26 protein-coding genes and 1 riboswitch are annotated in these 25,816 nt (G+C 62.6%); of the genes, 10 read left to right on the forward strand and 16 right to left on the reverse strand.

Annotation, left to right across the window (positions count from 1 at the left end; translation table 11 throughout):
• Window positions 1-228 precede the first annotated feature (228 nt).
• On the forward strand, window positions 229-1,086 hold the full coding sequence (locus ACAty_RS10555) for a sigma-70 family RNA polymerase sigma factor (protein ID WP_004868379.1): 858 nt from the start codon (window positions 229-231) through the stop codon (window positions 1,084-1,086).
• On the opposite strand, the gene rdgB is transcribed toward ACAty_RS10555, so the two are convergent.
• From rdgB to ACAty_RS10580, 5 genes are all read right to left on the reverse strand, one after another.
• Window positions 1,053-1,685, reverse strand: a complete 633-nt coding sequence (gene rdgB, locus ACAty_RS10560) for an RdgB/HAM1 family non-canonical purine NTP pyrophosphatase (protein ID WP_014003342.1) — start codon at window positions 1,683-1,685, stop codon at window positions 1,053-1,055. The two genes, ACAty_RS10555 and rdgB, sit on opposite strands and share 34 nt — an antisense overlap.
• Window positions 1,676-2,401, reverse strand: a complete 726-nt coding sequence (gene rph, locus ACAty_RS10565; RefSeq protein WP_004868383.1) for a ribonuclease PH — start codon at window positions 2,399-2,401, stop codon at window positions 1,676-1,678. Before rph ends, rdgB begins: the two co-directional genes overlap by 10 nt.
• A 26-nt stretch (window positions 2,402-2,427) precedes the next feature.
• Window positions 2,428-3,162 (reverse strand): DUF481 domain-containing protein, encoded by a 735-nt coding sequence (locus tag ACAty_RS10570; RefSeq protein ID WP_226047734.1) that lies wholly within the window; start codon window positions 3,160-3,162, stop codon window positions 2,428-2,430.
• A gap of 155 nt (window positions 3,163-3,317) precedes the next feature.
• Window positions 3,318-5,204: a molecular chaperone HtpG gene (gene htpG, locus ACAty_RS10575; RefSeq protein ID WP_004868386.1), complete on the reverse strand. Its 1,887-nt coding sequence runs from the start codon at window positions 5,202-5,204 to the stop codon at window positions 3,318-3,320.
• A gap of 189 nt (window positions 5,205-5,393) precedes the next feature.
• The gene (locus ACAty_RS10580; RefSeq protein WP_226047733.1) at window positions 5,394-5,810 is read right to left on the reverse strand and encodes a DUF423 domain-containing protein; all 417 of its coding nucleotides are present in this window, start codon (window positions 5,808-5,810) and stop codon (window positions 5,394-5,396) included.
• Window positions 5,811-5,995: 185 nt separating this feature from the next.
• On the opposite strand from ACAty_RS10580, the gene ACAty_RS10585 reads away from it, so the two are divergent.
• A complete protein-coding gene (locus ACAty_RS10585; RefSeq protein ID WP_004868390.1) occupies window positions 5,996-7,036 on the forward strand; it encodes a complex I NDUFA9 subunit family protein in 1,041 nt (346 codons plus the stop codon).
• 15 nt (window positions 7,037-7,051) lie between these two features.
• Here ACAty_RS10585 and ACAty_RS10590 read toward each other — a convergent pair whose 3' ends face one another.
• Genes ACAty_RS10590 through ACAty_RS10605 form a run of 4 tightly spaced genes read right to left on the reverse strand, consistent with a single transcriptional unit; the run spans window position 7,052 to window position 11,661 of the window.
• Window positions 7,052-7,465, reverse strand: a complete 414-nt coding sequence (locus tag ACAty_RS10590) for a tetratricopeptide repeat protein (RefSeq protein WP_004868392.1) — start codon at window positions 7,463-7,465, stop codon at window positions 7,052-7,054.
• Between the two features lie 25 nt (window positions 7,466-7,490).
• The gene (mdoH, locus tag ACAty_RS10595) at window positions 7,491-9,572 is read right to left on the reverse strand and encodes a glucans biosynthesis glucosyltransferase MdoH (protein WP_004868394.1); all 2,082 of its coding nucleotides are present in this window, start codon (window positions 9,570-9,572) and stop codon (window positions 7,491-7,493) included.
• Window positions 9,569-10,099, reverse strand: coding sequence for a hypothetical protein (locus tag ACAty_RS10600; protein ID WP_004868396.1), 531 nt, complete (start codon window positions 10,097-10,099; stop codon window positions 9,569-9,571). The genes mdoH and ACAty_RS10600 overlap by 4 nt, the downstream gene beginning before the upstream one ends.
• A complete protein-coding gene (locus ACAty_RS10605) occupies window positions 10,099-11,661 on the reverse strand; it encodes a glucan biosynthesis protein (RefSeq protein ID WP_004868398.1) in 1,563 nt (520 codons plus the stop codon). The genes ACAty_RS10600 and ACAty_RS10605 overlap by 1 nt, the downstream gene beginning before the upstream one ends.
• A 376-nt stretch (window positions 11,662-12,037) precedes the next feature.
• Between ACAty_RS10605 and ACAty_RS10610 the strand changes: the two genes are divergently transcribed.
• Window positions 12,038-13,447, forward strand: a complete 1,410-nt coding sequence (locus tag ACAty_RS10610) for a dihydrolipoyl dehydrogenase family protein (protein WP_038472935.1) — start codon at window positions 12,038-12,040, stop codon at window positions 13,445-13,447.
• 139 nt (window positions 13,448-13,586) lie between these two features.
• Here the strand turns inward: ACAty_RS10610 and ACAty_RS10615 are convergent, their stop codons facing one another.
• Both ACAty_RS10615 and ACAty_RS10620 read right to left on the reverse strand, forming a co-directional pair.
• Window positions 13,587-14,264, reverse strand: coding sequence for an alpha/beta hydrolase (locus ACAty_RS10615; RefSeq protein WP_004868403.1), 678 nt, complete (start codon window positions 14,262-14,264; stop codon window positions 13,587-13,589).
• Complete coding sequence (locus ACAty_RS10620) at window positions 14,245-15,594, reverse strand: sigma-54 interaction domain-containing protein (RefSeq protein WP_004868404.1); 1,350 nt, start codon at window positions 15,592-15,594, stop codon at window positions 14,245-14,247. The genes ACAty_RS10615 and ACAty_RS10620 overlap by 20 nt, the downstream gene beginning before the upstream one ends.
• Before the next feature lie 267 nt (window positions 15,595-15,861).
• Here ACAty_RS10620 and ACAty_RS10625 point away from each other — a divergent pair, with 267 nt between their 5' ends.
• From ACAty_RS10625 to ACAty_RS10645, 5 genes are all read left to right on the forward strand, one after another.
• Window positions 15,862-16,593 (forward strand): MBL fold metallo-hydrolase, encoded by a 732-nt coding sequence (locus tag ACAty_RS10625; RefSeq protein ID WP_004868405.1) that lies wholly within the window; start codon window positions 15,862-15,864, stop codon window positions 16,591-16,593.
• Between the two features lie 10 nt (window positions 16,594-16,603).
• Complete coding sequence (locus tag ACAty_RS10630; protein ID WP_004868407.1) at window positions 16,604-18,244, forward strand: cytochrome ubiquinol oxidase subunit I; 1,641 nt, start codon at window positions 16,604-16,606, stop codon at window positions 18,242-18,244.
• Window positions 18,245-18,297: 53 nt separating this feature from the next.
• Window positions 18,298-19,431, forward strand: coding sequence for a cytochrome d ubiquinol oxidase subunit II (gene cydB, locus ACAty_RS10635; RefSeq protein WP_004868410.1), 1,134 nt, complete (start codon window positions 18,298-18,300; stop codon window positions 19,429-19,431).
• Window positions 19,432-19,445: 14 nt separating this feature from the next.
• A complete protein-coding gene (locus tag ACAty_RS10640) occupies window positions 19,446-19,649 on the forward strand; it encodes a hypothetical protein (protein WP_004868411.1) in 204 nt (67 codons plus the stop codon).
• A gap of 186 nt (window positions 19,650-19,835) precedes the next feature.
• The gene (locus ACAty_RS10645) at window positions 19,836-20,288 is read left to right on the forward strand and encodes a hypothetical protein (RefSeq protein WP_004868414.1); all 453 of its coding nucleotides are present in this window, start codon (window positions 19,836-19,838) and stop codon (window positions 20,286-20,288) included.
• A gap of 13 nt (window positions 20,289-20,301) precedes the next feature.
• Here ACAty_RS10645 and thiC read toward each other — a convergent pair whose 3' ends face one another.
• Entirely contained in the window at window positions 20,302-22,164 is a 1,863-nt protein-coding gene (gene thiC, locus ACAty_RS10650; protein WP_004868416.1) for a phosphomethylpyrimidine synthase ThiC, read from the reverse strand.
• A gap of 39 nt (window positions 22,165-22,203) precedes the next feature.
• A riboswitch (TPP riboswitch) is annotated at window positions 22,204-22,295 on the reverse strand.
• A gap of 109 nt (window positions 22,296-22,404) precedes the next feature.
• The gene (locus tag ACAty_RS10655) at window positions 22,405-22,653 is read right to left on the reverse strand and encodes a hypothetical protein (RefSeq protein ID WP_004868419.1); all 249 of its coding nucleotides are present in this window, start codon (window positions 22,651-22,653) and stop codon (window positions 22,405-22,407) included.
• Between the two features lie 217 nt (window positions 22,654-22,870).
• On the opposite strand from ACAty_RS10655, the gene ACAty_RS10660 reads away from it, so the two are divergent.
• Together ACAty_RS10660 and ACAty_RS10665 are read left to right on the forward strand one after the other, a co-directional pair.
• Window positions 22,871-23,617 (forward strand): DUF2249 domain-containing protein, encoded by a 747-nt coding sequence (locus tag ACAty_RS10660; RefSeq protein WP_004868422.1) that lies wholly within the window; start codon window positions 22,871-22,873, stop codon window positions 23,615-23,617.
• Window positions 23,618-23,631: 14 nt separating this feature from the next.
• On the forward strand, window positions 23,632-24,162 hold the full coding sequence (locus tag ACAty_RS10665; protein ID WP_004868425.1) for a phosphate-starvation-inducible PsiE family protein: 531 nt from the start codon (window positions 23,632-23,634) through the stop codon (window positions 24,160-24,162).
• Window positions 24,163-24,205: 43 nt separating this feature from the next.
• Here the strand turns inward: ACAty_RS10665 and hslO are convergent, their stop codons facing one another.
• The 3 genes from hslO to ACAty_RS10675 are packed head-to-tail and all read right to left on the reverse strand — an operon-like array spanning window position 24,206 to window position 25,816.
• Window positions 24,206-25,051, reverse strand: a complete 846-nt coding sequence (gene hslO / locus ACAty_RS10670) for an Hsp33 family molecular chaperone HslO (protein ID WP_004868427.1) — start codon at window positions 25,049-25,051, stop codon at window positions 24,206-24,208.
• The gene (locus tag ACAty_RS16515) at window positions 25,048-25,311 is read right to left on the reverse strand and encodes an adenine nucleotide alpha hydrolase family protein (protein WP_226859619.1); all 264 of its coding nucleotides are present in this window, start codon (window positions 25,309-25,311) and stop codon (window positions 25,048-25,050) included. Before ACAty_RS16515 ends, hslO begins: the two co-directional genes overlap by 4 nt.
• Window positions 25,247-25,816 carry an ATP-binding protein gene (locus tag ACAty_RS10675; RefSeq protein ID WP_238323798.1) on the reverse strand — a complete coding sequence of 190 codons (570 nt, stop codon included), beginning with the start codon at window positions 25,814-25,816 and terminating at the stop codon, window positions 25,247-25,249. The genes ACAty_RS16515 and ACAty_RS10675 overlap by 65 nt, the downstream gene beginning before the upstream one ends.

The following is a 25,816-nucleotide window of genomic DNA, read 5'->3' on the forward strand; positions in this document are numbered from 1 at the left end:
GATACCTCTCCGTTGGTTAGGCAAGATGATGGGGCCTAGATCATACACGGGGGCATAGATCGAGTCAAAAAAGCGGGGGGTGACGACCACTGGCTACAGGCTGTCGCAAAAACTTGACAACGGCGTGCAAAAGAATCCTAATACTGACCGTACTGCTTGAAAAATAATGTATTAGCTAACGTTGTTAGACCAGATTCTTCGGGTCTCAGTCCATTGAAGGAAGACGCCATGCCTGCCCGTGCCAAAGCGAAACCCCAACGTCTGCCGAAAATCTTGCCGCATGCCCAGGAACCGGACATACCCGCCGATCTGCTTCCACTCCAGGAAAGTGGTCCTTTTCTCAGTCCGGAGCAGGAATCTGCGGTCATCGCCCAGATCCGCAGTGGTGACGAGGCTGCACGCGCCACGCTCGTTTCGGCCCACATGCCGCTGGTCCGCGCCATTGCCCGTTCCTACCGCAACAAGGGGCTCAGTCAGGAAGACCTGGTTCAGGAGGGGTACATGGGCTTGATGCGGGCCATGGATCGATTCCAGGAGGGGCTCGGGACGCGTTTTTCCAGCTATGCTACCTGGTGGATCCGCGAGGCCATGCAACGGGCGCTCATCCGCGCGCGCTTCATCCGCCTACCGGATTATCTGGCCAAGTCGCTCCATGCCCTGCAGCAAAAATCCCTGGACGAGGTCGACGGTCACGATGCCCAGCGTGCCCAGCGCCGCGAAGCCCTGGGCGTGCGCGACAGCACCATGCGTGCCCTGGATTTTGCCGATGTCCGGGTCTGCTCCCTGGACGAGGAAATGGCAGACGGCCCCAGTCGCATTGAGCAGGTGGTGGGCAACGTGGCCTCGCCGGCCCAGGATTACGATCGCGATGCGAGCGTGCGCGCCCTGCGCGAGCACCTCAAGCTCCTCAACGAGAAACAGCGTGAAGTGATGATCTACCGCTTTGGCCTGCACGGCGACGCGCCCATGACCCTGGAGGCCATTGCCGAGCGCCTGGGCGTCAGCCGCGAGGCGGTGCGACAGCTACAGGTGCGCGCCCTGCTGCGCCTGCGTCAGGCTTTGAGCGAGAGCGGCTGGGAAGGATAAAGCGCGTCGAGTAGGGCCAACAGACTCCGGATAGCCATGGCCCGGTGACTGCGCAGGCGCTTGATCTCAGGCTCCAGCTGGGCTGCCGTCAGCAGATCGCCAAAAGGGATGAAGACGGGATCGTAACCGAAACCACCAGTGCCCAGCGCTGCGTCGGCAATACTACCGGACCACAGACCCTGTGCCACCAGCGGCTCCGGGTCATCGCTGCGATGCAGCAGTACCATGCAGCAGTGGAAGTGGGCAGTGCGTTCCTCTGGACGCAATCCGCGCATACGCTCCAGAAGTAGCCGATTGTTCTCGGCATCGTCGGCATCCGGTCCGGCGAAACGGGCGGAGTGGATACCCGGAGCACCATCCAGGGCCGCCACACAGAGACCGGAATCTTCGGCCAAGGTTGGTAGACCCGTGGCGGAAAACCCCGCCCGTGCCTTGAGCAGCGCATTCTCCAGAAAGCTCCCACCGTTTTCCTCGGGGCTCGGCAGGTCAAAGTCCGCCAGGGTGCGCAGGCGCACGCCATACCCCTGCAGCGAGGGTGCCAGTTCAGCTACTTTTCCCCGATTATGCGTGGCCAGTAACCACTCGCGACTCAGGGCCAATGGGGAAACTCGGATTTTTGCCGGGCGATGAGACGGTCGATACCGCGCCGCGCCAGCAGCAGCATGTCCGCCATCCGAGCCGCACTGAAGGCAGCGCCCTCGGCGGTACCCTGCACCTCGACGAAGCGTCCGTCATCGGTCATCACCACGTTCATGTCCACCTCAGCTGTGCTGTCTTCGGCATAGTCGAGATCGAGAATGGCTTCGTCCTCGCGAATCCCCACGGACACCGCCGCTACCCAATGCCGCCAGGGATTGTGCGTCAACACGCCACGTTGGAGCAGGCCCTGAAGCGCATCGGCGAGGGCGATGCAGGCGCCGGTGATACTGGCCGTGCGGGTACCGCCGTCGGCCTGGAGCACGTCGCAATCGATCCAGACCGTGCGCTCGCCCAGGGCCTCGAGATCGACGGCGGCACGCAGGCTTCGCCCGATGAGGCGCTGAATCTCGTGGGTGCGCCCGCCGATCTTGCCTTTGGCCGCTTCCCGCGGCATACGCTCTTGGGTGGAGCGCGGCAGCATGCCATATTCCGCCGTTACCCAGCCGCGACCCTGGCCCTTGAGAAAAGGCGGAACCTTATCCTCAATACTTGCGGTGCAGAGGACCCGGGTGTCGCCACAGGCGATGAGTACGGAGCCTTCGGCGTATTTGGTGAAAGGACGGATGATCTCGACGGGACGCAGGGTCTGGGCATCTCTGCCAGAGGGACGGGGCATGGAATCACCTTGGTGAAAACGACACTTCAGAAATGATATACCAGATTCACTGCCGTGAGGGTATTGAAGTGTCGGTAACCCGGCTGCGTTTGGGTGTTGTAGGTTGCCGTGAAGGAGAAGCGCATGCCCAAGGCCCCGTACAGGGGGCTATCCACTGCCAGAACCGACTCGTAGGTGTTGCCACCGTAGGCGGCGACGACGGCGTCCAGCGTCTCCTCCAGCTTGGCAGCCTTGCTGAACTGCCAGCGATACGCGGCGTTGAATCGCGCGATGGGCGCAACGCGGGCAATCCCACCGATGCGATGGGATTCCCGGGCACCGATACCCGTCTCCAGCGCCAGCCGCATGTCGCGACCAAAATGCAGGTAGTGCCCATAGCCTGCCGTCTCATCGAGGCGATAGTAGTAGCCATCGAAGCGGTTGCGCACATAACCGATATTACCGAAAGCGTATTGCTCCGCAGCAAAGCGAAATTTCGTTTGATTGGCGACTGCCAGACGATCGGCGCTGGTCACGCCGTCGGAGCGCGAGTAGTTATAGGATAGGTGGGTATCGTTGGACCACGGTCCGCGCAGCCAATAGAGCGCATCCTGCGTGCTGATGTTCAGGGCCTGGCTGGTGCCCGTGCTGCTGCTGGCACCAAGACCCAGATCACCGCTGAAACCCTGGGGGCGAGAATCCGCATAGGCCGCGGAAGCGGTGGCCAGAACCAGAAGGAGGATCCCGGATACGAGTCGGGAACACACAGCCGCAGCCGCCATGAATCTATCAGCTTTTTTACTAATCCATAGAATCATGTTATGGAGGCTAACACGAATACAGCCCTGCGGACAAGACGCCACCCCCATAGGCCGTTGGACCAGATGCGCTGGACCGCATCCGCCGCCAGGACCTCACGCTCGCAGTCCGGTGCCCCTCAGTGTGCCAAGGCCAGCATGAGCTGATTTAGGCGCGCGACGAAGCTCGCCGGATCCTCCAGTTGTCCACCCTCGGCCAGGATGGCCTGATCCAGCAGCAAGGCCGACCAGTCGGCAAATCGGGCCGCGTCGGTTTCCTTTTCGATCTGCGCGAGCATGGGATGCTGCGGATTGATCTCCAGGATCGGCTTGCTGCTGGGCATTTCGTGGCCGGTCTGCTTCAGCAGCTGCTGCATGTACAAGGCCATGTCCCGCTCGCCAAGGACGATGCACGCCGGTGAGCTGGTCAGACGATGCGACACGCGCACCGTTTCCACCCGGTCTCCCAGGGCAGTGCGAATGCGTTCCACGAGCCCCTGGGCAGCCTTTTCCGTTGCTTCCTGCGCCTTGCGTTCGTCCTCCGACTCCAGCGACCCAAGATCCAGGTCTCCTTTGGCCACGGATACCAGTCGCTTACCCTCGAACTCCGGCAGGTGGCTGGTGAGCCATTCGTCCACGCGGTCGCTCAAGAGCAATACTTCGATACCCTTCTTGCGCAAGAGCTCCAATTGCGGGCTGTTCTTGGCCGCGAGGAAGGAATCGGCGGTGATGTAGTAGATCTTGTCCTGCCCTTCACGCATCCGGCCGATGTAATCCATCAGGGAAACGTTCTGCACCTCTGTGTCGCTGTGGGTGCTGGCAAAACGCAGGAGCCTGGCAATCTGCTCGCGGTTGCCGAAGTCCTCGCCCGGCCCCTCCTTGAGTACTCGCCCGAACTCCGTCCAGAAGCGTTGGTACTTGTCGGGCTCCTCCGTGGCCAGGTGCTCCAGGAGTCCAAGCACGCGCTTGGTGATACCGGAGCGGATCTGATCGATGACGCGATTGCCCTGCAGTATTTCCCGGGAGACATTGAGGGGCAGGTCGGCGGAATCCAGGATCCCGCGTACGAAACGCAGATAGCGCGGCAAAAGCTGCTCGGCATCGTCCAGAATGAAGACACGCTTGACGTAGAGCTTGATACCGTGGGTCTGCCTTTGGTCCCAGAGGTCGAAGGGCGCTTTGCCGGGGATATACAAAAGTGCGGTGTATTCCAGCCGTCCCTCGACGCGATTGTGGGTCCACGCCAGGGGCTCGCCAAAATCGTGGCTGATATGCTTGTAAAAGGCGCGGTATTCCTCATCGCTGATCTCGGACTTGGGACGCTGCCACAAAGCCGAGGCCTTGTTGACGGTCTCCCACTCCGCGCCGGGCTTGCCGTCCTCACCCAGCTTGCGCATGCGTATGGGCAAGGGAATATGATCCGAATATTTGCCGATGACGGAGCGCAGTTGCCACGAACCGAGGAACTCCTTGCGCTCCTCCTCGCGCAGATGCAGGACGATTTCCGTGCCGCGTGCAGGACAGTCCACGGTCTCCAAGGTGTACGCGCCGGTGCCGTCGGACTCCCAGCGCACGCCATGTTCGGCCCCCATGCCAGCCCGGCGTGTGGTCAGGGTGACGCGGTCGGCAACGATGAAGGCGGAATAGAAACCGACGCCGAACTGACCGATGAGCTGGGCATCCTTGGCCTGATCCCCGCTCAATCGGGCAAAGAACTCGCGCGTCCCGGAGCGGGCGATGGTACCGATATTATTAATGACCTCATCGCGGTTCATGCCGATACCGTTGTCGCGAATGGTGATGGTACCCGCCTGTTCATCCCAGTCCACGTCGACCCGCAGCTCCGGGTCGTCTTCCAGCAGTGCCGGGTCGGAAAGGGCCTCGAAACGCAGCTTGTCGCAGGCATCGGAGGCATTGGACAGGAGCTCCCGGAGAAATACTTCCTTGTTGGAATATAGGGAGTGGATCATCAGCTGCAAAAGCTGCTGCACTTCCGCCTGAAAAGGCATCGTCTCTTTTGTCGTCATCTCGTCTCCTGCGATGGTGTCTGTCCGAGTCTGGGTCGCGATGGAGGATGGGGGCGATGGTGCTGGAATTCAAGGGAAGACCCGGCGCACCCGGCCTCCCCGTTCACATCAGGCCAATGCATACCGGGCAGGAAACCCGAGAGGAGCTTGGGCGATCGCCTTTCCGGCGCCGCCCCTGGGCCGTCCACGCTAGCGGCGCGATAAGCGCCAGAGGCCGAATGCAAAGGCGAGCCAGGCCAGGATGAGGGTACTGCCGCCTATGGGGGCGAAGATGGCCCAATCTTGCCAACCGGTGATGCTCAAAAGATACAAGGCCCCGGAGAAGGAGAGCACGCCGAGGAACATGAGGATGGCCGCAAGGCACAGGCTGCGGCGCCGACCCCATTGGGCGATGGCAAAGCCGATCAGGACCAGTCCAATACCCTGGAAAAACTGAAAGCGATTGGCGATGTCGTAGGTGTGCAGACGTGCTTTGGAAACCTCGCTCGCCACCAGATGATCGCCGGCGGCGGCGAGTATCACGGCCAGGGCGCAGAGGAACGCCCCAAGTGCCGCAAACTGCAAACCACGCCGCAGGTCGGCAAGCCGGATCGGGTCTTCGTTCATGGTCACCACCCCATTGGGAAAGCCTTGATCATCCCATAAATATGGTCTGTGAACGAGTTCGCCTGGCCTGTGCTATCCTTGCGCAGAAGGCAGCGATCCACGAGCCAAGCCCGGTTGGTGGCCGGCGCAGGGGGTCGCAGCGGAATCCGGAAAAAAGCATAACGAGCAGCATCGAGAGGGTCAGCATGACACACCGTATCGCCATACTGGGTGGCTCCGGCTTTGTCGGACGCCACCTCGCCGAAAAACTCTGCAAGGAAGGACATTCGGTCCGCGTGCTCACCCGTCGCCGTGAGCGCCACCGCGAAGATCTCCTCGTACTTCCCGGCCTCGAGCTCGTGGAGGCGGATGTCTTTGACCCCATGAGCTTGGAGGGTCAGTTACGCGATCGCGACGTGGTCGTCAATCTGGTGGGTATTCTGAACGAGGACCGTCGCGGACGGCAGGATCTTCCGCCGGCCCGCCACGGCGATTTCGAGCGCGTGCACATCGAATTGCCGCGCCTAGTAGCGAACACCTGTGGGCGTCTCGGGGTGAGGCGGCTTTTGCACATGAGCGCCCTGGGAGCCAGCCCCATCGCTCCCAGCGCCTACCTGCGCTCCAAGGGGCTGGGTGAAGAAATCGTGCGCCAAGCCGGCGAGGACAGCGCCAGCCTCGGGCACTTCACCTATCTCAACGGCCCCAAGCTCCTTTGGGGACGGGGTCTCAAGGTCACGAGCTTCCGCCCCTCGGTCATCTTTGGCGAAGGAGATAGCTTTTTCAACCGTTTCGCCGATCTTTTGCGTCAGGTACCTCTGGTCATCCCCTTGGCCAAGGCCCAGGCCAGAATGCAACCGGTGTGGGTAGAGGACGTGGTCAGCGCCTTCGTGCGGGCCCTGGACGATGAGCGGACCTACGGCCAAGCCTATGACCTCTGCGGCCCCGAGGTCTTCACTCTGATGGAACTGGTACGCTACACCCAAAGCCAGATCGGCACCCATCGCGCCATCGTCGGACTGCCCGACTTCGTCGCCGAGATCCAAGCCAGCGTCCTGGAGCGTTTGCCCGGCAAATTGCTCACCCGCGACAATCTGCGCTCCTTGTCCGTGGACAATGTCTGTCGCCGCAATGACCTGAAGGAGGTTTTCGGTATCGACGCCACCCCCATTGCCAGCGTGGTGCCGACCTACCTGGGTGGGCGCGGCAACCGAGCCGCACGTCTGGCGGAGATCCGGCAGCGTCGCTAGCGGTGCCAAGCCCTTTCAGTGACGCGTGAGCGACTCCTCTGGCGCGGCCAGGCCGAGCGTCGCACGATCCTCGGCGCTGAGTTCTCGGGTCAGGGCGGCAAGACCAGCTGCAGCCCGCGCGTCCCCCTGGGCGGCGGCGGCCTGAAAGAGCTCGTAGGCGTAGACGAGGTTGCGGGGAAGGCCCTGCCCCTGGTAAAAAAGCAACCCGAGGTTGAACTGGGCCATGGCATCCCCTTGATCGGCGGCAGCACCATACCACTTGGCCGCCTCCAGCAGATCTGGTTCTACGCCGCGACCCTCGGCGTAGCGCACACCCATGTTGAACTGCGCCGCAGGATCGCCCGCCAAAGCCCGCCGTCGCAGAGCCTCGAGGTCGTCGCGCAGACCCGCCAGCTCCAACAGATCCAAATGCTTGCCGTCCCAATCCATGCGTCCGCCCTCCACTGCGCAGACCTCAATGCTCGCTGGGCACCCAGGTGTCATCGGCAGGACCGCGGCCAAGCCCCCAGGCCGCCAGTTGCCGGGGGTCTTCCAGGGACCACACGGCCCGATGCAAGGTCAACATCGACTGCCTGTCGCTGAGGATAAGGTTACGCTCGCGTCGACTCAAGCACTCTGGACCTTCTGCCAGAGCCTTGTGGACCAGTCCGGCGCAGCGTCCCCAGAGACCACTGCGGTCGCGCTGCAGGGCGCTGTGCAGGGCATTGAAACTGGGGTCGACGACGGCCTCGACAAAGGCATCCCCGCGGATGGACGGCAGGGCATCGGCAACCCCGGCATCGAGATCCAGCAGCTCCTGGGGTCGCCGTACCTCTTCCGGAATCAGGAAGAGGCCGTGTGCCCGCGCCCAGCGTCCCCACGACGGCCGGCTGGTCAAAGCCGCCAGGGGTACGGCCAGAGCCAGGCCGCCCACCACCGGCAACAGCCAAAGAAAATGCCAACCGCCCACGAAGGGATAGATGACCGCGGCAGAGCCGACACCCGCCGCCGAACACCAGCCAAAGTTTTGCCAGGCGACGGACCACGTGGTCTCGGCATCCTCGCGAACCTGGGCGCCCCACTGGACGCTGCGCCCGCGCAGGGTCTGGATGACGAACAGACTGTGAAAGACCATGCGCACCGGCGCCAGCAGGATAGAAAAAACGCTCTCGAGGATCGTACTGAGAAACAAGCGCGGCAAACCGCCGAATTGGCGGGCGCCACCGCGCAGGCCAATCCAGAGCACGGCCAAAAGCTTGGGCCCGAGCAGAAACAGAACGGTTATGCCGATCAACCATAGGGGCAGAGGGTCGCCGTCACCTTGGCCCGCCCAGGCGAGGGGGTCCGCCAGGCTACCCTGCCGCCACATCTGCCAGGAAGCCAGGGCCCCAAGACCGAGAAAAAGTCCCCACAAGGGTGCCGCGAGGAAGGACATGGCGCCGTTGATGAACAAAAAACGGTGTGCCGATTGCAGACCATCCCCCGCCAGGAGGCGCAGGTGTTGCAGATTTCCCTGGGCCCAGCGGCGATCGCGCTTGAGATCGTCGAGCAGGGTCGGGGGCACCTCCTCATAACTGCCACCCAGATCCGGCACGAACCAGACCTCCCAACCGGCCCGCGCCATGAGCGCCGCCTCGACGAAATCGTGACTCAGCAAGGCACCGCCCAGGGGCGCCTTGCCCGGCAGCACGGGCAGGGCGCAGAACTCCGTGAAGGGCGCCGTGCGTAACATGGCATTGTGGCCGATGTAGTGGCCGTCGCCCAATTGCCAGAAACGCAGTCCAGCACTGAACAGCGGCCCGTAGAGTTGCTGGGCAAACTGCTGGAGGCGGGCGTAGAGGGTTTCGCGGTTCACCGCCACGGGATTGGTCTGGAGGATACCTACCTGCGGGTTTCCCTCCATCATCTCCAGCATGCGATAGAGCGTCTCGCCACTCATGATGCTGTCGGCGTCCAGGACCACCATGTACTCGAAACCCTTGCCCCAGCGTCGGCAAAAATCGGCGACGTTGCCGCTCTTGGCCTTATTGTTGACGGGACGACGCCGGTAGTGGATCCGCCCGAAACCGTCCAGTTGCTGACAGAGATTCGACCATGCCAGCTCTTCCCGCAGCCAGATGGCGGGATCGCGGGTGTCGCTCAGGAGAAAAAACTCGAAATGCTGCAGAGCCCCTGCCCGTTCCAGTGAGCGATAGGTCGCCCGCAGACCCGCGGCCACCCGCGCTACATCCTCGTTGTAGATGGGCATGAGCACCGCCACGCGGACCCCGGCACGCGGCGCCTGACGCCGGGCCTCCGGTGCTCCGGGGACGGTGTCGCCGCGCGCACGCAATAACACCAGGAAGCCCACGACTGCAGTCCAGAACCCCGCAGAAATCCAGGCAAAGAGCAGAACAAAGACGGTCAGCGTCAGCACCTCGAGGCTCACCGGCAGGTCGTTGACCAGAAAGTGGTGCAGCACCAGCCCGAGAATGGCGGCGGGCAGCACGATGAGGGCCGTCAACCAGCGCCGTCGACTCTGGCTGAAGCGTTGCCACAGGGGACCGGCGGTCCTCAACGGATTTCTCCACTCAGGGCTGGACGCACGCGGGTCTTGCCCTGGCCGACACGCAGGCGCTGCCAGAGACGTCCGAACAGTGCCCACCAGGAGCGGCGCATGGGCAAAGAGGCCATGCTCTGCCGCTGCACCTGGGGCTGCATCTGTTCCCGCAGCCAGCGCGACGGGGTCTTGCCCAGCGCATCGGCGCTGCCCAAGGCCGAGCCCAGTGCCGAGCCCAGTGCCAGGCCAAGGCGCGCCTCCAGTTCATCGCCATCGCTCAGGGTGCCCAGAGACTGTTGCAGCTTGGCAAAGGCGAAGGAGAAAGCGCTGGCTTCGTCCATGACCGGCGCCCGTGCCAACTGATCGAGCACCTGCGTGCGCAACCAGAGGCGCTGGGCTTCCGTCAGGGCAAGGCGTTGCAGGTAGAGATCCAAACGCTCCAGGATCCGCCACGGCACGAGCGAGGACTCTGCCGGCACCGGTTCCGCGAGTTCCCCCGTAGCCAACCCCGGGTTGACCCCCAGCTGCCAATGATCGGTATACATCACTGCCCTCCTTGTACCTCGGTACGGTGTAGTAGGTAGGTCCAGGTGTTGCTCATGACCTGGCCATCGAGACTGAGAAAGCAACGGACATTGCTGGGCACGCCCGCGGCAGGCTGGATCCGGGCCTTGACCCGCCAAAAATGTCCGTCCTTGTCCCACTGTAATTTCTGCGCGAGGATCTTGGCCCCATTGTCCGCCGTCAGATGCACCTGAATGGGCATGTCACCGGGGAGATCCCGCAGTGCGCCTCCGGAAAAATCGATCACGACATCGCGAATGCTGGGATCCTTGACGTCATAACCCAGGTAGGTGGCAACGGGATGGCCCAAGGGAATGAGGCCGTCATTATCCAGGAAAAAACGCAGCGTGTAGGCAAAATGGTAGGGTTGCCCCGGCTTTGGCGCTTGGGCCGGCACCCAGAAGGCATCGATATTGTCCATGTCCGAGTTGTTGGTGGGAAATTCCACGAGACGCACCTCACCCTTACCCCAGTCACCCTCGGGGCTCACCCAGACGCTGGGACGTTTTTGATATTGCGTGGCGATGCCCTGGTAGGCGCTGAAATGGCGATCCTCCTGGATCAGACCAAAACCCTGAGGATTATCCATGCTGTAGGTGGTGGTCTGGATGTGCAGGGGATTGGACAGCGGGCGCGTGATCCACTCGCCATTGCCATTGGCCAGAACCAGGTCGCTGGCATCGTGCTGTGCCGGGTGCCAGTCACCCGCCACCACGCCACGACCGTGACCGTGCCAGAACATGCTGGTCAGGGGCGCCAATTCCAGTACTTGCACGGGCTTACGGAGGTAGATGGTGGCATCCACCGCCACCGTCGTGCTGTCGCCGGGGGTGATGACGAAGCGGTAGGCACCGGTCACCACGGAACTATCCATGAGGGCGTAGACGGTCATGCTCTTGGCGTCCGCTGCGGGCTTGACCAGCCAGATGTGGGTAAAATATGGGAAGATCTCGCCCGAGGGCTGCGCCGTGTCGATACCGATCCCGCGGGCCGAGGTGCCGTAGACCGCGTCCTTACCCACTGCCCGAAAATAGGTGGCGCCCAGAAAGGAAATGAATTCGTTGTGGTACGGCGGCGTATTCAGAGGGTAGAGCAGCCGAAACCCGGCATAGCCCAGATCCGCGGGCAAATCCTTCGGGCGGAGAATACCAAAGCTGAAGTCGTCGAGACGAAAAGGTACGCGCTCTACCTGGCCGTCGGCATCCACGACCGAGATCCTCTCCGGCCGATGGAAATAGGAGCCCGGCAGGTAGAACTGCACCTGAAATGGTAAAGAGGTATTGGACCAGAGCGGTTTTATGTCCTGGATCTCGGCGTACTGTTCGGGGGTGAGATCCTTGAGGAAAGCCGGGGTCGGCAATGGCTCCGGGTGATAGGGGGCGGCGGCCAGAGCCGCGGCCTGCGCCTGCACCTGTGCGAAATCAAAGGCCGTGGCGGCCCCCGCCCAGGTCCCAAAACCCGGGCCGAGACCGAGGCCAAGACCGAGGAGTGCGCCGAGCCAGAGTCGGACAAAGGGTCGGTAGGAAAGGCCGTGGATTTTCATGACTAGGCTATAAGCAATCACCGTGCCATTTTTTAGTTCTCTGTTTTTTATTGTTTATTTTTGTTGCGGCGGAATATCTTGTCGCTTCACCCCGACGCTTTTCGGGCTTTTTCGTGGGCAACGCACGCCGATGCCGTGGGGATGGGCCATACTTGCGCCACGCACCCTGCAAGTCCTTGCACGATCAGCGGTTACTGAAATGCCGCTGGAGCGTCGTGCCGAGGTGCCGAGCTTCTCGCGCGGCCGGACCGGGCGCGATTGTCGCCGACGAGCAACAATACCCAGGACAGGCCATCAAAAGTCGTTATGAAGCCATTGGCAGAGCAAGGGGAGACAAAAGCTCGTGGAACCGTATGCTAAGGCGTAGGGGGTGGATATGAAAGACTTTGACATCGGCATCATCGGCAGCGGACCCGGCGGCTACCGCGCCGCGGTACTGGCGGCCCTGCGTGGCCAGAAAGTAGCCATCATCGAGCGTGCCACATGGGGCGGGACCTGCCTCAATCGCGGCTGCGTGCCCAAAAAAGATTGGCACGAGAGCGCCAAGTGGATCGAGCAGAGCCAGCACTTCGAGCAGCGCGGCATCGTCGGCAGCCCCTTGCGGGGAGATCTCGGGCGCGCCTGGAAACACCAGCACGAAGTGGTCAACACCGTGCGCCAGAGCTACCTGGACTACCTCAAGCGCCTTGGCGTGCGCATGCTGGAAGGAAGCGCTCAATTCATCGGCCGTCACCAGCTGCAGATCGATTCCGCCGAGGGGCAGACCCAGATCCACTGCGACAAGATCATCATCGCCACCGGCTCGCGCCCTGCCCTGCCCCCGGGCATCGAGACCGTAGCGCACCGCATTCTGCACAGCGACGAGCTTTTCGACACGGGCGTGCCCGAGGGCAAGCGCGTCATCATCGTCGGCGGCGGCATCATCGGCACGGAATTCGCGTACATCTTCACCATGCTCGGCAAGCAGGTGACCTGGCTGGTGCATTCCGAGCCTCTAAGCCACACCCGCTACTCCGAACAGGCCAAGGATGCCCTGAGGGATGCCCTCGCTGCCCTGAAAATCGCGGCGCAGAGCGGCTTCATCCTGAAAAAGGCCGGTATCCGCGGCGATCTGGCCTGGGTCGAGGGCGCCGATGGACAGCGGCACGAGGCCGACTGGGTGCTGCTGGCCACGGGCCGCCATCCGCAAACCCAAGGCCTCGGCCTCGAGCGTACGGCCGTGCGGCGGGACGAGCGCGGCTTCATCGTCACCGACCTCGGGCTCGAGACGGATGAACCCGGGGTCTACGCCATCGGTGACGTTGTCGGCCCCCTCATGAATGCCAATCAGGCCCTGGCCGACGCTACCCTGGTGGTCGACCGGATTCTGGGCAAGAGCGAGGCCCGGCGCGAACCCCTCTGGGTTCCGGAACTGGTCTACTCTGCCCTGGAACTGGCCCGCATCGGCATGGATGAGCAGCAGGCCGAGGATGCCGATCTGGAGCCGGCTGTCGGTTTTGCCGCCTTCGAGACCTCGCCTCGCGCCCTGGGTCAGGACGATGCCGCAGGTTTTGTCCGCCTGTTGGCCGACATGGACAGTGGTGCCTTTCTGGGTGGCGAGATCGTCGGTCGCGATGCCGGCGAACTCATCCACCTCCTCGCCCAGGGGAGCGATCGCGACACGGTGCTGCGCCAGTGGATTTCCGCCCGCTACAACCATCCTGCCCGTGCGGAAGAAGTCCTCAATGCCACGGAGACCCTGGCTGCACGCTGGGGCCTGGGCGACTTCCTCTACGGCGAATCCTGAGAACGGGGGATCCCAGGGCTTGCGAGCGCCGTCGACGGCGCCCGCTCTGGCACTGGTCCATTCCCCCGAGTATCCCGCCGGGGGTATGCGTCGTAGCCGACAACCTCTCTCGGGCGAGCGCCACGAAAGACTCGCGGACCTAAGCCGACGAGGGCACCTCGGGACGGGAACCGCCCATGACCTGCTGCCTGAGGAAGGTACGGGCATCTTCCAACTCCGTCGCCACGACCTGGTGCGCCATGGGGTAATCGCGCCACTCCACGCGATAGCCTTTCTGTTCCAGGATGGTGGCGCCAATCCGGGCGAACTCCAGGGGGAGAATCGGATCGCGGGTTCCGTGACCCCAGAAGATGGGGGGGCTGTCCTCCGCTGCCGGGGGCAGTTCGTGGCGCAGGGGCAGGTAGCCGCTGAAAGCCAGGACCGCCGTCGCGGGAACCCGGGCGTGGAGGGCAGCGTGGAGGGACAAGGCCGCCCCCTGGGAGAACCCGCCCAGAATCACCGTTGATCGGCGCCAGTTGGCCAGCCACTGTCCAAGGCTGGTCGCCATGGCAGCGATTCCTTGCGCGTCTTCCGGGGAATCGGCCGCGAGATCCAGAATATCGTACCAAGCCGGCATACGCTGGCCTCCCTGGATGGTCACCCGGCGCAAAGGCGCCGCTGGAGCCAACACATGCCAATCCTCCTCGGGATCCAGTACGGGTAAGAGCCCCGCCATATCCTCGGGACCGGCTCCCAAACCGTGCAGGAGAACCAGAAGCGGCGCCGCAGCACGGCGACCGGGCCGCTCCCAGAGGGTTTCAGGCCACCGGGGGGACATGGCTCTGGTGCGCGTCCAGTTGGTCCAGCTTGCGGTAGAGGGTGCGCTCGCTCACCCCGAGGCGGTGGGCAAGGCTGCGCCGATCGCCCGGGAAGTTATCCCGGGCCCAACGCAGATACTGCGCTTCGAGTTCGGCGAGGGGCAGAATCTCCGGCACGGCTCCTGCAGCCGCCTGGCCCGGCAGGCTTGGGGGCTCCGCTTTACGCAAACCCTCCCGCAGGTGTGGCGGAAGGTGCTCGGGCAAAATCCAAAGCTCATCCGCCAACAGAGCCGCGCGTCCGAGGATATTGCGCAACTCACGGATGTTGCCGGGATAATCGTAGTTGCGCAAGCAGGCCAGGGTATCGGGATGCAGACGCAGCCGCCGCCCCTCTGGCAAGCGATGCAGCAGGGCCTCGGCCAAGGCATCGATGTCCTCGCGCCGTTCTCGCAGGGGCGGCAGGACGATGGGAAACATATTGACGCGATAATAGAGATCGCGGCGGAAACGCTCTTCCGTCACCATCTTTTCTAGATCCCGATGGGTGGCGGCGATGAGCCGGAAATCGGAGTGAATGGGCTCCACACCGCCCACCCGGCGGAACTGCCCGGTTTCAAGGAGGCGCAACAACTTGACCTGTAGCGCCAGAGGGATGTCGCCCACCTCGTCGAGGAAAAGGGTACCGCCATGGGCGGCCTCGGCAAGACCGATCTTGCGGCTGTGGGCGCCGGTGAAGGCGCCTTTTTCGTGACCGAAGAGCTCGCTCTCAAAGAGGGTCTCCGAGAGCCCGGAGCAGTCCAGCACCACGAAGGGGCCGGTGCTGCGCGGGCTGGCGCGGTGGATGGCCGCGGCGGCAAGTTCCTTGCCCGTTCCCGACTCACCCAACAAGAGCACTGCAGAATCGCTGGGGGCAGCCCGCCGAATGAGGTGCAACACCTCGCGCCAAGCCGGGGAATTGCCCACCATGCTGGTGGATTCGTCGCCCTTGCTGAGCAGGGGGCTCAACAGCTCCAGAAAATACCGGGGCACGCCCTCATCGTCGCGAATGGGGTAGAGATCGATCTGTACCGCCCCCTGATCGTGGACATGAAGGACATGCTGCTCGAGACCCGTCTGCCCGCAGGCCTCCAAGGGGCAGAGATTGCCCTGGCTGTGGCAGTCGTAACCGGCAGCGGCCAGAATACCGTCGCAGGAGCGCCCCTGCAGGGGCTTACCGTCGCCGAAGCGCCGCCGATAGGCCTGATTGGCGGTAATCACCGTGCCATCCTGCCGCAGCAGTACGGCGGGCGTCGCAAAACAATCCATGAGCGACGTGAGCTCCGGACGCAACTGTGCGAATAACTCGGACATGCCCTCCCTCCCGACCAGAGTACGGGATGCAGATTCCCACCCCCTGACGCTGTCAATTTTAGCAGAAACTGCCGAATGGCGCCTGCCATTTTTGGCAGAAAGGTCTTGGCGCAGATTCCACAGCCACCGTCCCCCATCCGGCCAATATCAATCCAAGTTATTGTTTATGATATATAAGTTCGAGCGAACCAAACTCCAATGATAGCCCCTGGTCGTTGGTACAGCTATTGCTGATATGGGGTGGGCAAATCCAGGCAGGTGGCTATCATGATCTTCAGACAGCTGTGTACCAAGGACAAGGTGGGCGCGCTCGCCTATCTGCTGGGCGACCCCGTCACGCGGGAGGCGGTGGTCATCGATCCGCTGCCCGTTTTGCTGGAGGAACTGGAGGACTTCACGCAGCAACGTGGTCTCAAGCTGCGTTACTGCATGCAGACGCATCACGACGAAACGCACGTCGTCGCAGCACAGGCCCTGCGTGAGCGCCACGGCGCACGTCTGCTCGCCCACGAGGAGGTACCCTCGTCGGCGGTGGATGTGCGGGTGCGGGACGGGGATGTGATCTACTTTGGTGAGGAGCGCCTGCGCGTGATCCACCTTCCCGGACTCACACCCTGCGCCGTGGCCTACGCCTGGGAAGATCGCCTTTTTACCGGTCTCACCGTGCTGGCCAACGGTCTGAATCGGCGCCTGCGGGGAAGCGCCCGGGCGCAGGCGCAAAAGCTGGTGGAGACCAAGATCTTTGGTTTTGCTGGGGAGACCCTGCTCTACCCCAGCGCCGAGTTCCGCGGCCGGCGCCTGGCCAGCGTGGCCGAGTTGCGCTGCCAAATGGCCGGCAGTAACTCCAATGGCAGCAGTGGGCGTTTTCTGCGCCACTGCGCCCTGCTCATCAACGACAAAAAAGAAGCCGCAAATCCGCAAGAAGAACGTCCACACCAGGACACGGCCAATGATCTGCAACGTTACGCGCCGGGCTTTCGGGCTCCGGCTTCTTCGTAGGAGGTAATCCATGGACATGTTGATCAATCCCACGGTGGTGGAGCTGTCGCGGGCGCAATTCGCCCTCACGGCCCTGTACCACTTCCTTTTCGTACCTCTGACCCTGGGGCTCAGCTTCATTCTGGCCACCATGGAATCGGTCTACGTCATCACCGGCAAGCCCATCTACAAGGAGATGACCCAGTTCTGGGGCAAGCTCTTTGGCATCAACTTCGCCCTGGGTGTGGCCACGGGCCTGACCATGGAATTCGAGTTTGGCACCAACTGGTCCATGTACTCCCACTTCGTCGGCGACATCTTTGGCACGCCTTTGGCCATCGAAGGGCTCATGGCCTTCTTCATGGAGTCGACCTTCGTCGGCGTCATGTTCTTTGGTTGGGATCGCCTGAGCGCCCGTGCGCACCTGGTGGTCACCTACCTCGTGGCCCTGGGGTCCAACCTCTCGGCTCTGTGGATCCTCATCGCCAACGGCTTCATGCAGGACCCGCGCGGTGGCACCTTCGATCCCAACACCATGCGCATGCAGTTTTCGAGCTTCGTTGACCTCATCTTCAACCCCGATGCGCAGGCGAAGTTCGTGCATACCTCCATCGCCGGCTTCGTTACGGGCTCGATGTTCGTCATGGGCATCAGTGCCTATTACCTCCTGACCAACAAGCGCAAGGACATCGCCCTGCGCTCTTTCCGCATCGCGACGGTCTTCGGGGTGATCTCCAGCATCGGCGTCATCACCTTGGGGGACGCCTTGGGCTACATCGACGTCCACGCCCAGCCCACCAAGCTCGCTGCCATGGAGGCCATCTGGACCACCGACCCCCATCCTGTGAGTGCCGCCTGGAACCTCATCGCCTTTCCCAGCCGCACCGCGCAGAAGAATTATTTTGAAATCAGCATCCCCTATGTGTTGACGCCGCTGCTCACCCACTCCGAGAACACGGTGATCCCCGGTATCATCCAGCTGGAGCAGGAAGCCAAACCGCGCATCGAAAACGGCATCAAGGCCATGGTCGCCCTGAAGGCCTACAACGAGGATCACGGCAACACCGAGGCGCTTGCCACGTTCAAGAAGTACGAGAAGGACATGGGCTACGGCTTCCTGGCCAAGGAATTCGCTCCCGATCAGGATCTGGCCAAGGTCAACGCCGAGAATCTGCCGAGCGTTCTGGACAAGACCGCCAAGGCTACCATCCCCAACGTCTGGGTAGAGTTCTGGTCCTTCCGCCTCATGGTGGCGGCTGGCTTCTTCATGCTGGTGCTCTTTGCCTTCGCTGCCTACTACAGCCTCAAGAATGAGGTCGAGAAGCATCCGGCCCTGCTGAAGCTCGCCCTGTGGAGCATTCCGCTCCCCTGGGTTGCGGTGGAGTTCGGCTGGATCACCGCCGAGAACGGTCGTCAGCCGTGGACGGTCTACGGCTGGCTGCCCACCTTCGTCTCGGCCTCCAGTCACTCCGTCGGCTACATGATCTTCTCTCTGATCGGATTCACGCTGCTCTACAGCTCCTTCATCGCCGTCGAGTTGTACCTGATGTTCAAGTACGCTCGCCTCGGACCCCAGGAGCATCACCACCATCAGCCCGAACCGCAGACGGCAGGTGGCGGTATGGCGGGACAACCGGCCTTTGCCAAACCCAGCCTGAGTCCCAAGCACTGATGCAATCGCGGGGGCACAGAGTGCGCTGAGCCCCCGCGCACAAGGAGATGGAAATGGATAGCTATGTTGCACTGAAAATCCTGTGGTGGCTCTTACTCGGAGTTCTACTCATGGGGCTCGCCATCATGGTGGGCATGGACATGGGTGTGGGCGCACTGCTGCGCTTCGTAGGCAAGACCGATGGCGAGCGGCGGGAAGCCCTCAACATCGTCGGCCCACACTGGGACGGCAATCAGGTCTGGTTCATCCTGGGCGGCGGCGCCATCTTTGCGGCCTTCCCGACCCTCTATGCGACGTCCTTCTCGGTATTCTACATCGTCATGATTCTGCTGCTTTTCAGCATGATCATGCGGCCGGTGGCCTTCGAGTACCGGTCCAAGGTAGCGACGGACCGCTGGCGCACCAGCTGGGACTGGGTCTTCCTCATCTCTGGCGCGGTCCCCATGATCATCTACGGAGCCGCCTTCGGGAATATCTTGGAAGGGGTGGGCTTTCACTTCGGCTGGGATGGTCAGTACTACCAGACCGAATCCTTCCTAGGCTACCTACTCAACCCCTTTGCCTTGCTCTGCGGATTCCTGTCCCTGGCGCTGGCCATCTATCAGGGTGCTGCCATGCTCATGATTCGCGGCACCGATCCCATTTATTCACGGGCCAAAAAGATCGGCTCCGCAGCCGCCCTCGTCGCCATGGCCCTCTTCGTCGTCGGTGGCATCCTCGTGGCGGGGATGAAGGGCTACGTCCTCACCAGCGGTGACCCAGCCATGCCGGCCAATCCCGTCAGCGGCCAGGTCGTGGAGCAGGTAGCGGGAGCCTGGCTGCATAACTATGAGGCGCACCCCATCCTCTGGGCCGTACCCCTCATCGCCCTCGCGGCCATGCTCCTGGGTTCCTTGGCCATGAGCGCACGCAAGGCCATCCTCGCCTGGTGGCTGGGCGCCGTGGCCTGGATCGGCACCATCGCTACCGCCGGGGTTTCCATGTTTCCCTTCCTCATGCCGTCCAGCGATGACCCCAACCAGAGCATCACCGTCTGGAACGGCACGGGCAGCGAATACAACCTCATCTGGATGACGATTTTCGCCCTGATCTTCGTACCCGTCATCATCAGCTATACCACCTGGTGTTTCCACGTCATGCGCGGCAAGGTGCAGCCCCCGGCCCCGCAAGACGATCATGCCTATTAATGGAGGAACCGGTCATGAAAAAACTGCTGACCTTCGTTGGACTCGCCGCCGTCATGGTGCTCTCCCTCTTCCTCGCCGTGGTAACGGGGGACTACGGCCCCTGGTACTTCGCCTGGCTGGTGGGCACTACCATGATCGTCATGATCTCCGTCGCCGGTGCGGTGATGTTCGATAAACAGGATGAGGAACTCGCCAAGAAAGGCATCAACGAGCGTTGAGGGGAACGACCATGCATTACACGGATCTCGAGAGCATCATCTTTTTTCTGCCCTTCGTGTACTTCAGCTTCGCTGGGGTCATGTATCTCTACACGCGCAAGCGTTTCAAATAGCTTTCACACCTTCCAGTAGCGTATTCTGGGGCCTTCGGGCCCCTTTTTCGTTGCAACCCACAGGAGCGAAACGATGCTGCAACTCTTGCTCTTCCTTCACCTGGTGGCCGTCACCTACTGGATCGGCGCGCTGGGCTTTGCTGGTTTCGTGTGGATACCGCGCAGCCGCGGCAAGCCCACCACAGCGCCACAGGACTGGACCGATCGGGCGCAGATCGTGCAGAGCCTCGCCATCATCGGGCTCGTGGCCGGGACCCTGCTGCTCGCAACCGGCGTGGCTCTGGTGATCTGGATGGGTGGACTGGCAACGCTGGATGTCGCGCGCTGGGCTATGGTGCTGCTGGGGACCGTGGTGGCACTGGGTGCCTTCCACCTCTACTTCAGCTCACGCAAAGGCCTGCAGCGGGCGCTGCGGGCACAGGACTGGTCGGCGGCAGAGCAGGCTTTCCAGAAATTCGGACGTTTTGCCCGGATGTTCGCGCTGCTTGCCCTGCTGGCAATACTGGCGGGAGTCTGGGGGGCCTGACGCCCCCTCGGGCTCAGGAGCGCAGGTAGAGTTTGTGCCCCTGACGCCGGAACTCCTCCGCCTTCTCCTCCAGCCCCGCCTGCTGCAAGGCGAAATCTTGCACGTCCTGACTGATCTTCATGGAGCAGAAGTGTGGCCCACACATGGAGCAGAAATGGGCGAGCTTCGCGCCTTCCTGGGGGAGGGTTTCGTCGTGATAGGCTTCGGCTTTCTCGGGATCCAAGCCTAAGTGAAACTGGTCGCGCCAGCGAAATTCGAAGCGCGCCTTGGATAGGGCATTGTCACGCACCTGCGCTCCCGGAAATCCCTTGGCCAGATCGGCGGCGTGGGCGGCAATCTTGTAGGCAATGACCCCCTCGCGGACATCGTCCTTGTCGGGGAGGCCCAGGTGCTCCTTGGGCGTGACGTAGCAGAGCATGGCCGTACCGTACCAGCCGATCTGTGCCGCGCCAATGGCGCTGGTGATGTGGTCATAGCCTGGGGCGATATCGGTGGTCAAGGGCCCAAGGGTGTAGAACGGCGCCTCGAAGCAGTGCGTGAGCTCTTCTTCCATGTTTTCGCGGATCCGCTGCATGGGCACGTGACCCGGACCCTCGATCATGACCTGAACGTCCTCTTCCCAGGCGATCCGGGTGAGCTCCCCCAGGGTGTGGAGTTCGGCAAACTGCGCCTCGTCGTTGGCATCGGCAAGGGAACCCGGACGCAAGCCATCGCCCAGGGAAAAACTCACGTCGTAGGCCTTCATGATGGCGCAGATCTCACGGAAGTGGGTATAGAGGAAGTTCTCCTCATGGTGCGCCAGACACCATTTGGCCATGATGGAACCACCGCGGGACACGATGCCCGTCAGACGTGAGGCCGTGAGCGGGATGTAGCGCAAAAGCACCCCGGCGTGGATGGTGAAGTAGTCCACACCCTGCTCCGCCTGCTCGATGAGGGTATCGCGGAAGAGCTCCCAGCTGAGTTCCTCGGCCTTGCCGTCCACCTTCTCCAAAGCCTGATAGATGGGTACGGTACCGATGGGAACGGGACTGTTCCGCAGAATCCACTCGCGCGTCTCGTGGATGTGCTTGCCCGTGGACAGATCCATGACCGTATCGGCCCCCCAGCGGATGGCCCAGACCATCTTTTCCACTTCCTCGGCAATGGAAGAGGTCACCGCCGAATTCCCGATGTTGGCGTTGACCTTCACCAGGAAGTTGCGACCGATGATCATGGGTTCGAGCTCGGGGTGATTGATGTTGGCGGGGATGATGGCCCGCCCGCGGGCAATTTCCTCGCGCACGAATTCCGCCGTGATGCGCTCGGGGATGGCCGCACCGAAAGCCTCGCCGGCGTGGGCCCGAAAAAGCTCCGGATGACTCTCGCGCAGGAGGTCCAGGGCCTGATTTTCGCGGATCGCCACATATTCCATCTCGGGGGTGATGATCCCTCGCCGGGCGGCGTGCATCTGGGTGACATTACCCCCCGGTGCGGCGCGCCGGATTTCGTGCCGACGCCGAAAGCGAATGGCCTCGGTGGCTGGGTCTTGGGCGCGCGCGCGGCCGTAGGCCGAGGCAGGCTCGATGCTGTGTACGAGTGCCGTGGGCAGTACCCAGGGCCAGGACCAGCGCTGGGGGGCAAGTCCACGCTGAATGTCGATCTGGACTTCGGGGTCCGTGTAGGGGCCGCTGCTGTCGTACACCGGTATCTCGGGATTGTGCACCGAGCCACCCTGGCGAGAGGGGGTGTTCGACTGGCGGATCCGACGGTGGGGCACGCGCAGCATGGTGTACTGCTGGCCGCTTTCCCAACCCTTGGTGGAACCGGGTATGGGGCCCGTGGTGACGGCCGCCGTGTCGGGCGCTGAAAGAATATCCGATGAACGGGTTGCCATGAGACACCTCCTGGAGCAGTGGACGCCAAACGCCAGACCCGCCCTGGAGATCCGCTTCCCTACGCCGGCATGACCCGGATCAGGTTCCAAGGGTACCTCTCAGCCCCGGTGGGGCGCCCCTAGCGTTTCGGCAACCCTTGGATGCTACCGAATTCCCCTGGAGACTGTCAAAGTTTGTCGCCACTGCCGACGGTATCGGCGCTTCCATCCTCGAAGCAGAGCGGCCCTCGCTTTGACCAGCTACCGGGCCGATCTGGTAATACGCTCCTCTTCGGCGAGCAGGAGAATGTAAAAGAAAATGCCGATGGCCAAGCCCAGAATGAAAAGCGAAAGCGCCTGGGCAATGCTGGAAAAGGTCATGCCAAAAGCGGCGAAGAGCGCCAGCGCCGGGATGAGCAGGGATAAGGCAGACCAGAGCAGCAGGACGTGATGGTGCGCCACACGGTATTTCTTGGCCCATCGATGCAGCGGTCGAACGAGAAAGAGCACGATTCCACCCCATTGTGCCAATGCCCGGAAAGATCGGGAACCGTAACGAAAGTAGCACAGACCAATGACGGTTACCAAAATCCGCTGGCACCGGCTGCTTCCAAACCGCGCCCCTTCGCACACCGATGAAGAACCGCTGCAGCGATCCCGCTTTTCGTTGCCCACAGGCCCGGGGCTCGTTATACTCGGTCTAATTACACGGACAGGAGATGGTATCGTGACCGACGTCCTTGAGCATTCTGCACTCCTCACCGTCACCGAGATCGACATCCGCGGCGTACCCGACAGTGTGGCCGGGCCGCAACTCTTCACCGCCGCCCAGACCCTGGGTATCGGCCAGCGTATCCGCCTGCGCAGCGACCGTGACCCGCGCGCTCTGCTCAAAGCCACGGCTTTCCAGCTACGGGACGGGATCTCCTGGCAAGCGGAGGGCGAGGATCGCGACTGGACTGCCGAGATACGCCCCCGCTTCGAGGCGGAGGCCCGCGACGTCGTCGACCTGCTCACCTGGGATCACTACCGCCTCGATCGTCAGTTTGCCGATGTCCTGGCCGCTGCCAATGCCAATCGCGTCGAGGAGGCCGAAAAGATCTTCCAGGATTACTGGATCGGTTTGCGCCGCCACGTGCACATGGAGAACCACGTGCTGGGTCCGGTACTAGGCGGTGGTTCGGAGCAGGGTCCGCTGGCGGATATGCTGTACGAGCACGACAGCATCATCGATCAGTCGCGCCTGGTACAGGAGACCTTCGCAGAGCAGGATTACGCCATGCTACCGGCCATCTGTGCGGTGCTCTCGGGTTCCCTGGCCAAGCACGAGAATCGCGAGGAGAACACCCTGTTTCCCATCTGGCAGGCCGCCGACAACAGCGACCGCGTCCGCGCCCGCGAGTTTCTGGCGCGCACCCGGGAGCTCTTGGCGGGCAGCGAGGACGAGCAGGTACGGCGTGTCTTTCCGGACTGAGGGCAGGCGCGGCCTTGGCCAACCTCGACGCTAAAAGCACCCGCCCCTCTCGCCTTGGCAACATCATCCGCGATTGGGCGGTCCTCAGTACCTACGAGCGCCTCGAGCAAATCGTCGCGCTGGCGCTCTCGGTGATTCTCACCGTCGTCATTTTATTGTCCCTGTGGTCGGTCCTGGATCACCTGCTGAAAATCTTGATGAATTACCATCAGGACCAGGTAGAAAGGCAGATTACGTCCTTGTTCGGCAGCGCCATGGGTCTACTCATCGCCATGGAATTCAACCACACCATATTTCACTCGGTGATGCGACGAGGGCAGGTGGTGAAGGTGAAAACCGTCGTGCTCATTGCCATCCTGGCCATATCGCGCCAGTTCATCCTCATCGAGAATTCCGAGGTATCCACCCAGAAAATCCTTGCTTACGCCCTGGCGACTCTGGTCCTCGGCATAGTCTACTACCTGATCGATCGCCGCGACGATCTACATCTGCGGCGCGCCTATGCGCAGGCCGAAGACAAGCGATACATCGGCCCACACCAATAGCGATCTCGCGCGGTGGACGCCGACCCGATCCGGGGACGATCCCCTAGTGGCGAGCCTTTTCCTGGCCAAACAGCGCCGCCACCTCTGCTTCGCCCAGACGGTAGATCTGCTGGCAGTACTCGCAGGTGACGAGGATGGCTCCCTCTTGTTCCAAGGTCGCCATCACCTCCGCCTCACCCAGGGCCAGCAGCATGTTCTCGACACGCTCCAACGAGCAGGAACATTGAAAATGCAGATCCTGCTGCCTTTGCAGGCGTAATCCCACCCCCGGAAATATCTCCGGGAGAAACTGCTCTGGCTGAGCCAAGAGGAGGGACCGGTCGCTGCCTACGGCCAAAAAGCCGGTGGCAACCCGCCACTCCTCGGCACTCAGGATGCCCGGTAGACGCTGCAGAAAATAGCCGCCAGCCATACCCGCTTCGACATCCACCACGATCCGGAAGTAGGCCGGTGACTGTACCGACTCGCCGAAGTAGGCCTCCAGAGAGGCCGTCAGACTGCGGCGCAGGCGAATGAGTCCCTGGTAGCGATCGCGGTCGAGGCCGGGATCGACGGTCACGGCCAGAAGCGCGTCGGGGAGATCAACGAGGTCCACGCGCCCATCTCCTCCCAGCCAGTGGGCGTAGGCACGCAGCCCACCTCCCTGAAACATATCGGCGACGAGCAGGCGCAGATCACCGGAACTCTGCGCCTGCAGGGTCAGGCGCTCATACTGCTTTTGCGTGCTCGACAGCAGCACCAGACCGACGACGGCCTCGCCCATGAGTTTCAACAGCGCATCGGGCGGCGTGAAGCGCCGCCGCAGCTCCGCCAGGATGCCATCCAGGCGACAACGCGCGCCGCGCAGGGGCAAGGTCTCCCAGTAAAAGCCCTGGACGAAATCCGTCATGTCCACCCCTCATCGAGCTGCGGGAGCCCGCGCGCCATGAGGGGCAACATGGCTCGCCGCAACTGGCGAAAGAGGCGAGGATCGCGAGCCTCCTGCTGCGCCAGCAGGGTCTTGACGTAAGCGCGCTCGGTGGGGTGCGCGAAGCAGGCAGGACAGTTTTCCGGGATGACGGGCAGTCCCGTGGCCTCGGCGAAGTCACGGGTCTGGCGCTCGCGGCAGTAAGCCAGGGGACGAATGACCCGCAGATCCCCTTCCCGCACCCGATAGTGCACCTTCATCGTGCGCAGCTCTCCGTTGTAGAACAAGGACATGAAAAAAACTCTCCGCGAGGTCGTCCAAATGCTGGCCAAGAGCCAGGACGTTGTAGCCCTCGCGCCGCGCGCAGGCATACAGCACCCCGCGACGCATCCGCGCGCAGAAGCTGCAGTAGGAAGGACGCCCCAGATGTTGCTGTGCCCGTCCGTAGATGTCCTGCCGTTCCAGATAATAGGGCAAGCCCCGGGCCTCCACGGCGGCTCGAAGCGGTGCCGGATCGTACTCGGGACTCATGGGGTCGACGGTGGCCACACCCAGAGCGAAGGGGATGGGGCTGTGGGCCTGCCACTCGCGCAGCAACTCCAAGAGGCTCCAGGAGTCCTTACCGCCGGAGAGGGCCAGCAAGATGCGATCCCCTGGGCGGATCATAGTGAAGTCCGCCAGCGCTCTGCCCACGCGCCGGGCCAGCAGTTTGGGTACGGGCAGCCGGTGCTGCGTAACCGTAGACAC

The organism is Acidithiobacillus caldus ATCC 51756 (assembly GCF_000175575.2).
Classification (GTDB): domain Bacteria; phylum Pseudomonadota; class Gammaproteobacteria; order Acidithiobacillales; family Acidithiobacillaceae; genus Acidithiobacillus_A; species Acidithiobacillus_A caldus.

Coding starts and splice junctions, on each gene's coding strand:
- ACAty_RS10630 (WP_004868407.1), top strand. CDS start 16,604: ATGGACATGTTGATCAATCCCACGGTGGTGGAGCTGTCGCGGGCGCAA.
- thiC (WP_004868416.1), bottom strand. CDS start 22,164: ATGGCAACCCGTTCATCGGATATTCTTTCAGCGCCCGACACGGCGGCC.
- rph (WP_004868383.1), bottom strand. CDS start 2,401: ATGCCCCGTCCCTCTGGCAGAGATGCCCAGACCCTGCGTCCCGTCGAG.
- hslO (WP_004868427.1), bottom strand. CDS start 25,051: ATGACGGATTTCGTCCAGGGCTTTTACTGGGAGACCTTGCCCCTGCGC.
- ACAty_RS10625 (WP_004868405.1), top strand. CDS start 15,862: ATGATCTTCAGACAGCTGTGTACCAAGGACAAGGTGGGCGCGCTCGCC.
- ACAty_RS10610 (WP_038472935.1), top strand. CDS start 12,038: ATGAAAGACTTTGACATCGGCATCATCGGCAGCGGACCCGGCGGCTAC.
- ACAty_RS10600 (WP_004868396.1), bottom strand. CDS start 10,099: ATGTATACCGATCATTGGCAGCTGGGGGTCAACCCGGGGTTGGCTACG.
- ACAty_RS10645 (WP_004868414.1), top strand. CDS start 19,836: ATGCTGCAACTCTTGCTCTTCCTTCACCTGGTGGCCGTCACCTACTGG.
- ACAty_RS10555 (WP_004868379.1), top strand. CDS start 229: ATGCCTGCCCGTGCCAAAGCGAAACCCCAACGTCTGCCGAAAATCTTG.
- ACAty_RS10640 (WP_004868411.1), top strand. CDS start 19,446: ATGAAAAAACTGCTGACCTTCGTTGGACTCGCCGCCGTCATGGTGCTC.
- ACAty_RS10585 (WP_004868390.1), top strand. CDS start 5,996: ATGACACACCGTATCGCCATACTGGGTGGCTCCGGCTTTGTCGGACGC.
- ACAty_RS10580 (WP_226047733.1), bottom strand. CDS start 5,810: ATGAACGAAGACCCGATCCGGCTTGCCGACCTGCGGCGTGGTTTGCAG.
- ACAty_RS10620 (WP_004868404.1), bottom strand. CDS start 15,594: ATGTCCGAGTTATTCGCACAGTTGCGTCCGGAGCTCACGTCGCTCATG.
- ACAty_RS10570 (WP_226047734.1), bottom strand. CDS start 3,162: ATGGCGGCTGCGGCTGTGTGTTCCCGACTCGTATCCGGGATCCTCCTT.
- ACAty_RS10590 (WP_004868392.1), bottom strand. CDS start 7,465: ATGGATTGGGACGGCAAGCATTTGGATCTGTTGGAGCTGGCGGGTCTG.
- ACAty_RS10605 (WP_004868398.1), bottom strand. CDS start 11,661: ATGAAAATCCACGGCCTTTCCTACCGACCCTTTGTCCGACTCTGGCTC.
- ACAty_RS10615 (WP_004868403.1), bottom strand. CDS start 14,264: ATGTCCCCCCGGTGGCCTGAAACCCTCTGGGAGCGGCCCGGTCGCCGT.
- cydB (WP_004868410.1), top strand. CDS start 18,298: ATGGATAGCTATGTTGCACTGAAAATCCTGTGGTGGCTCTTACTCGGA.
- htpG (WP_004868386.1), bottom strand. CDS start 5,204: ATGACGACAAAAGAGACGATGCCTTTTCAGGCGGAAGTGCAGCAGCTT.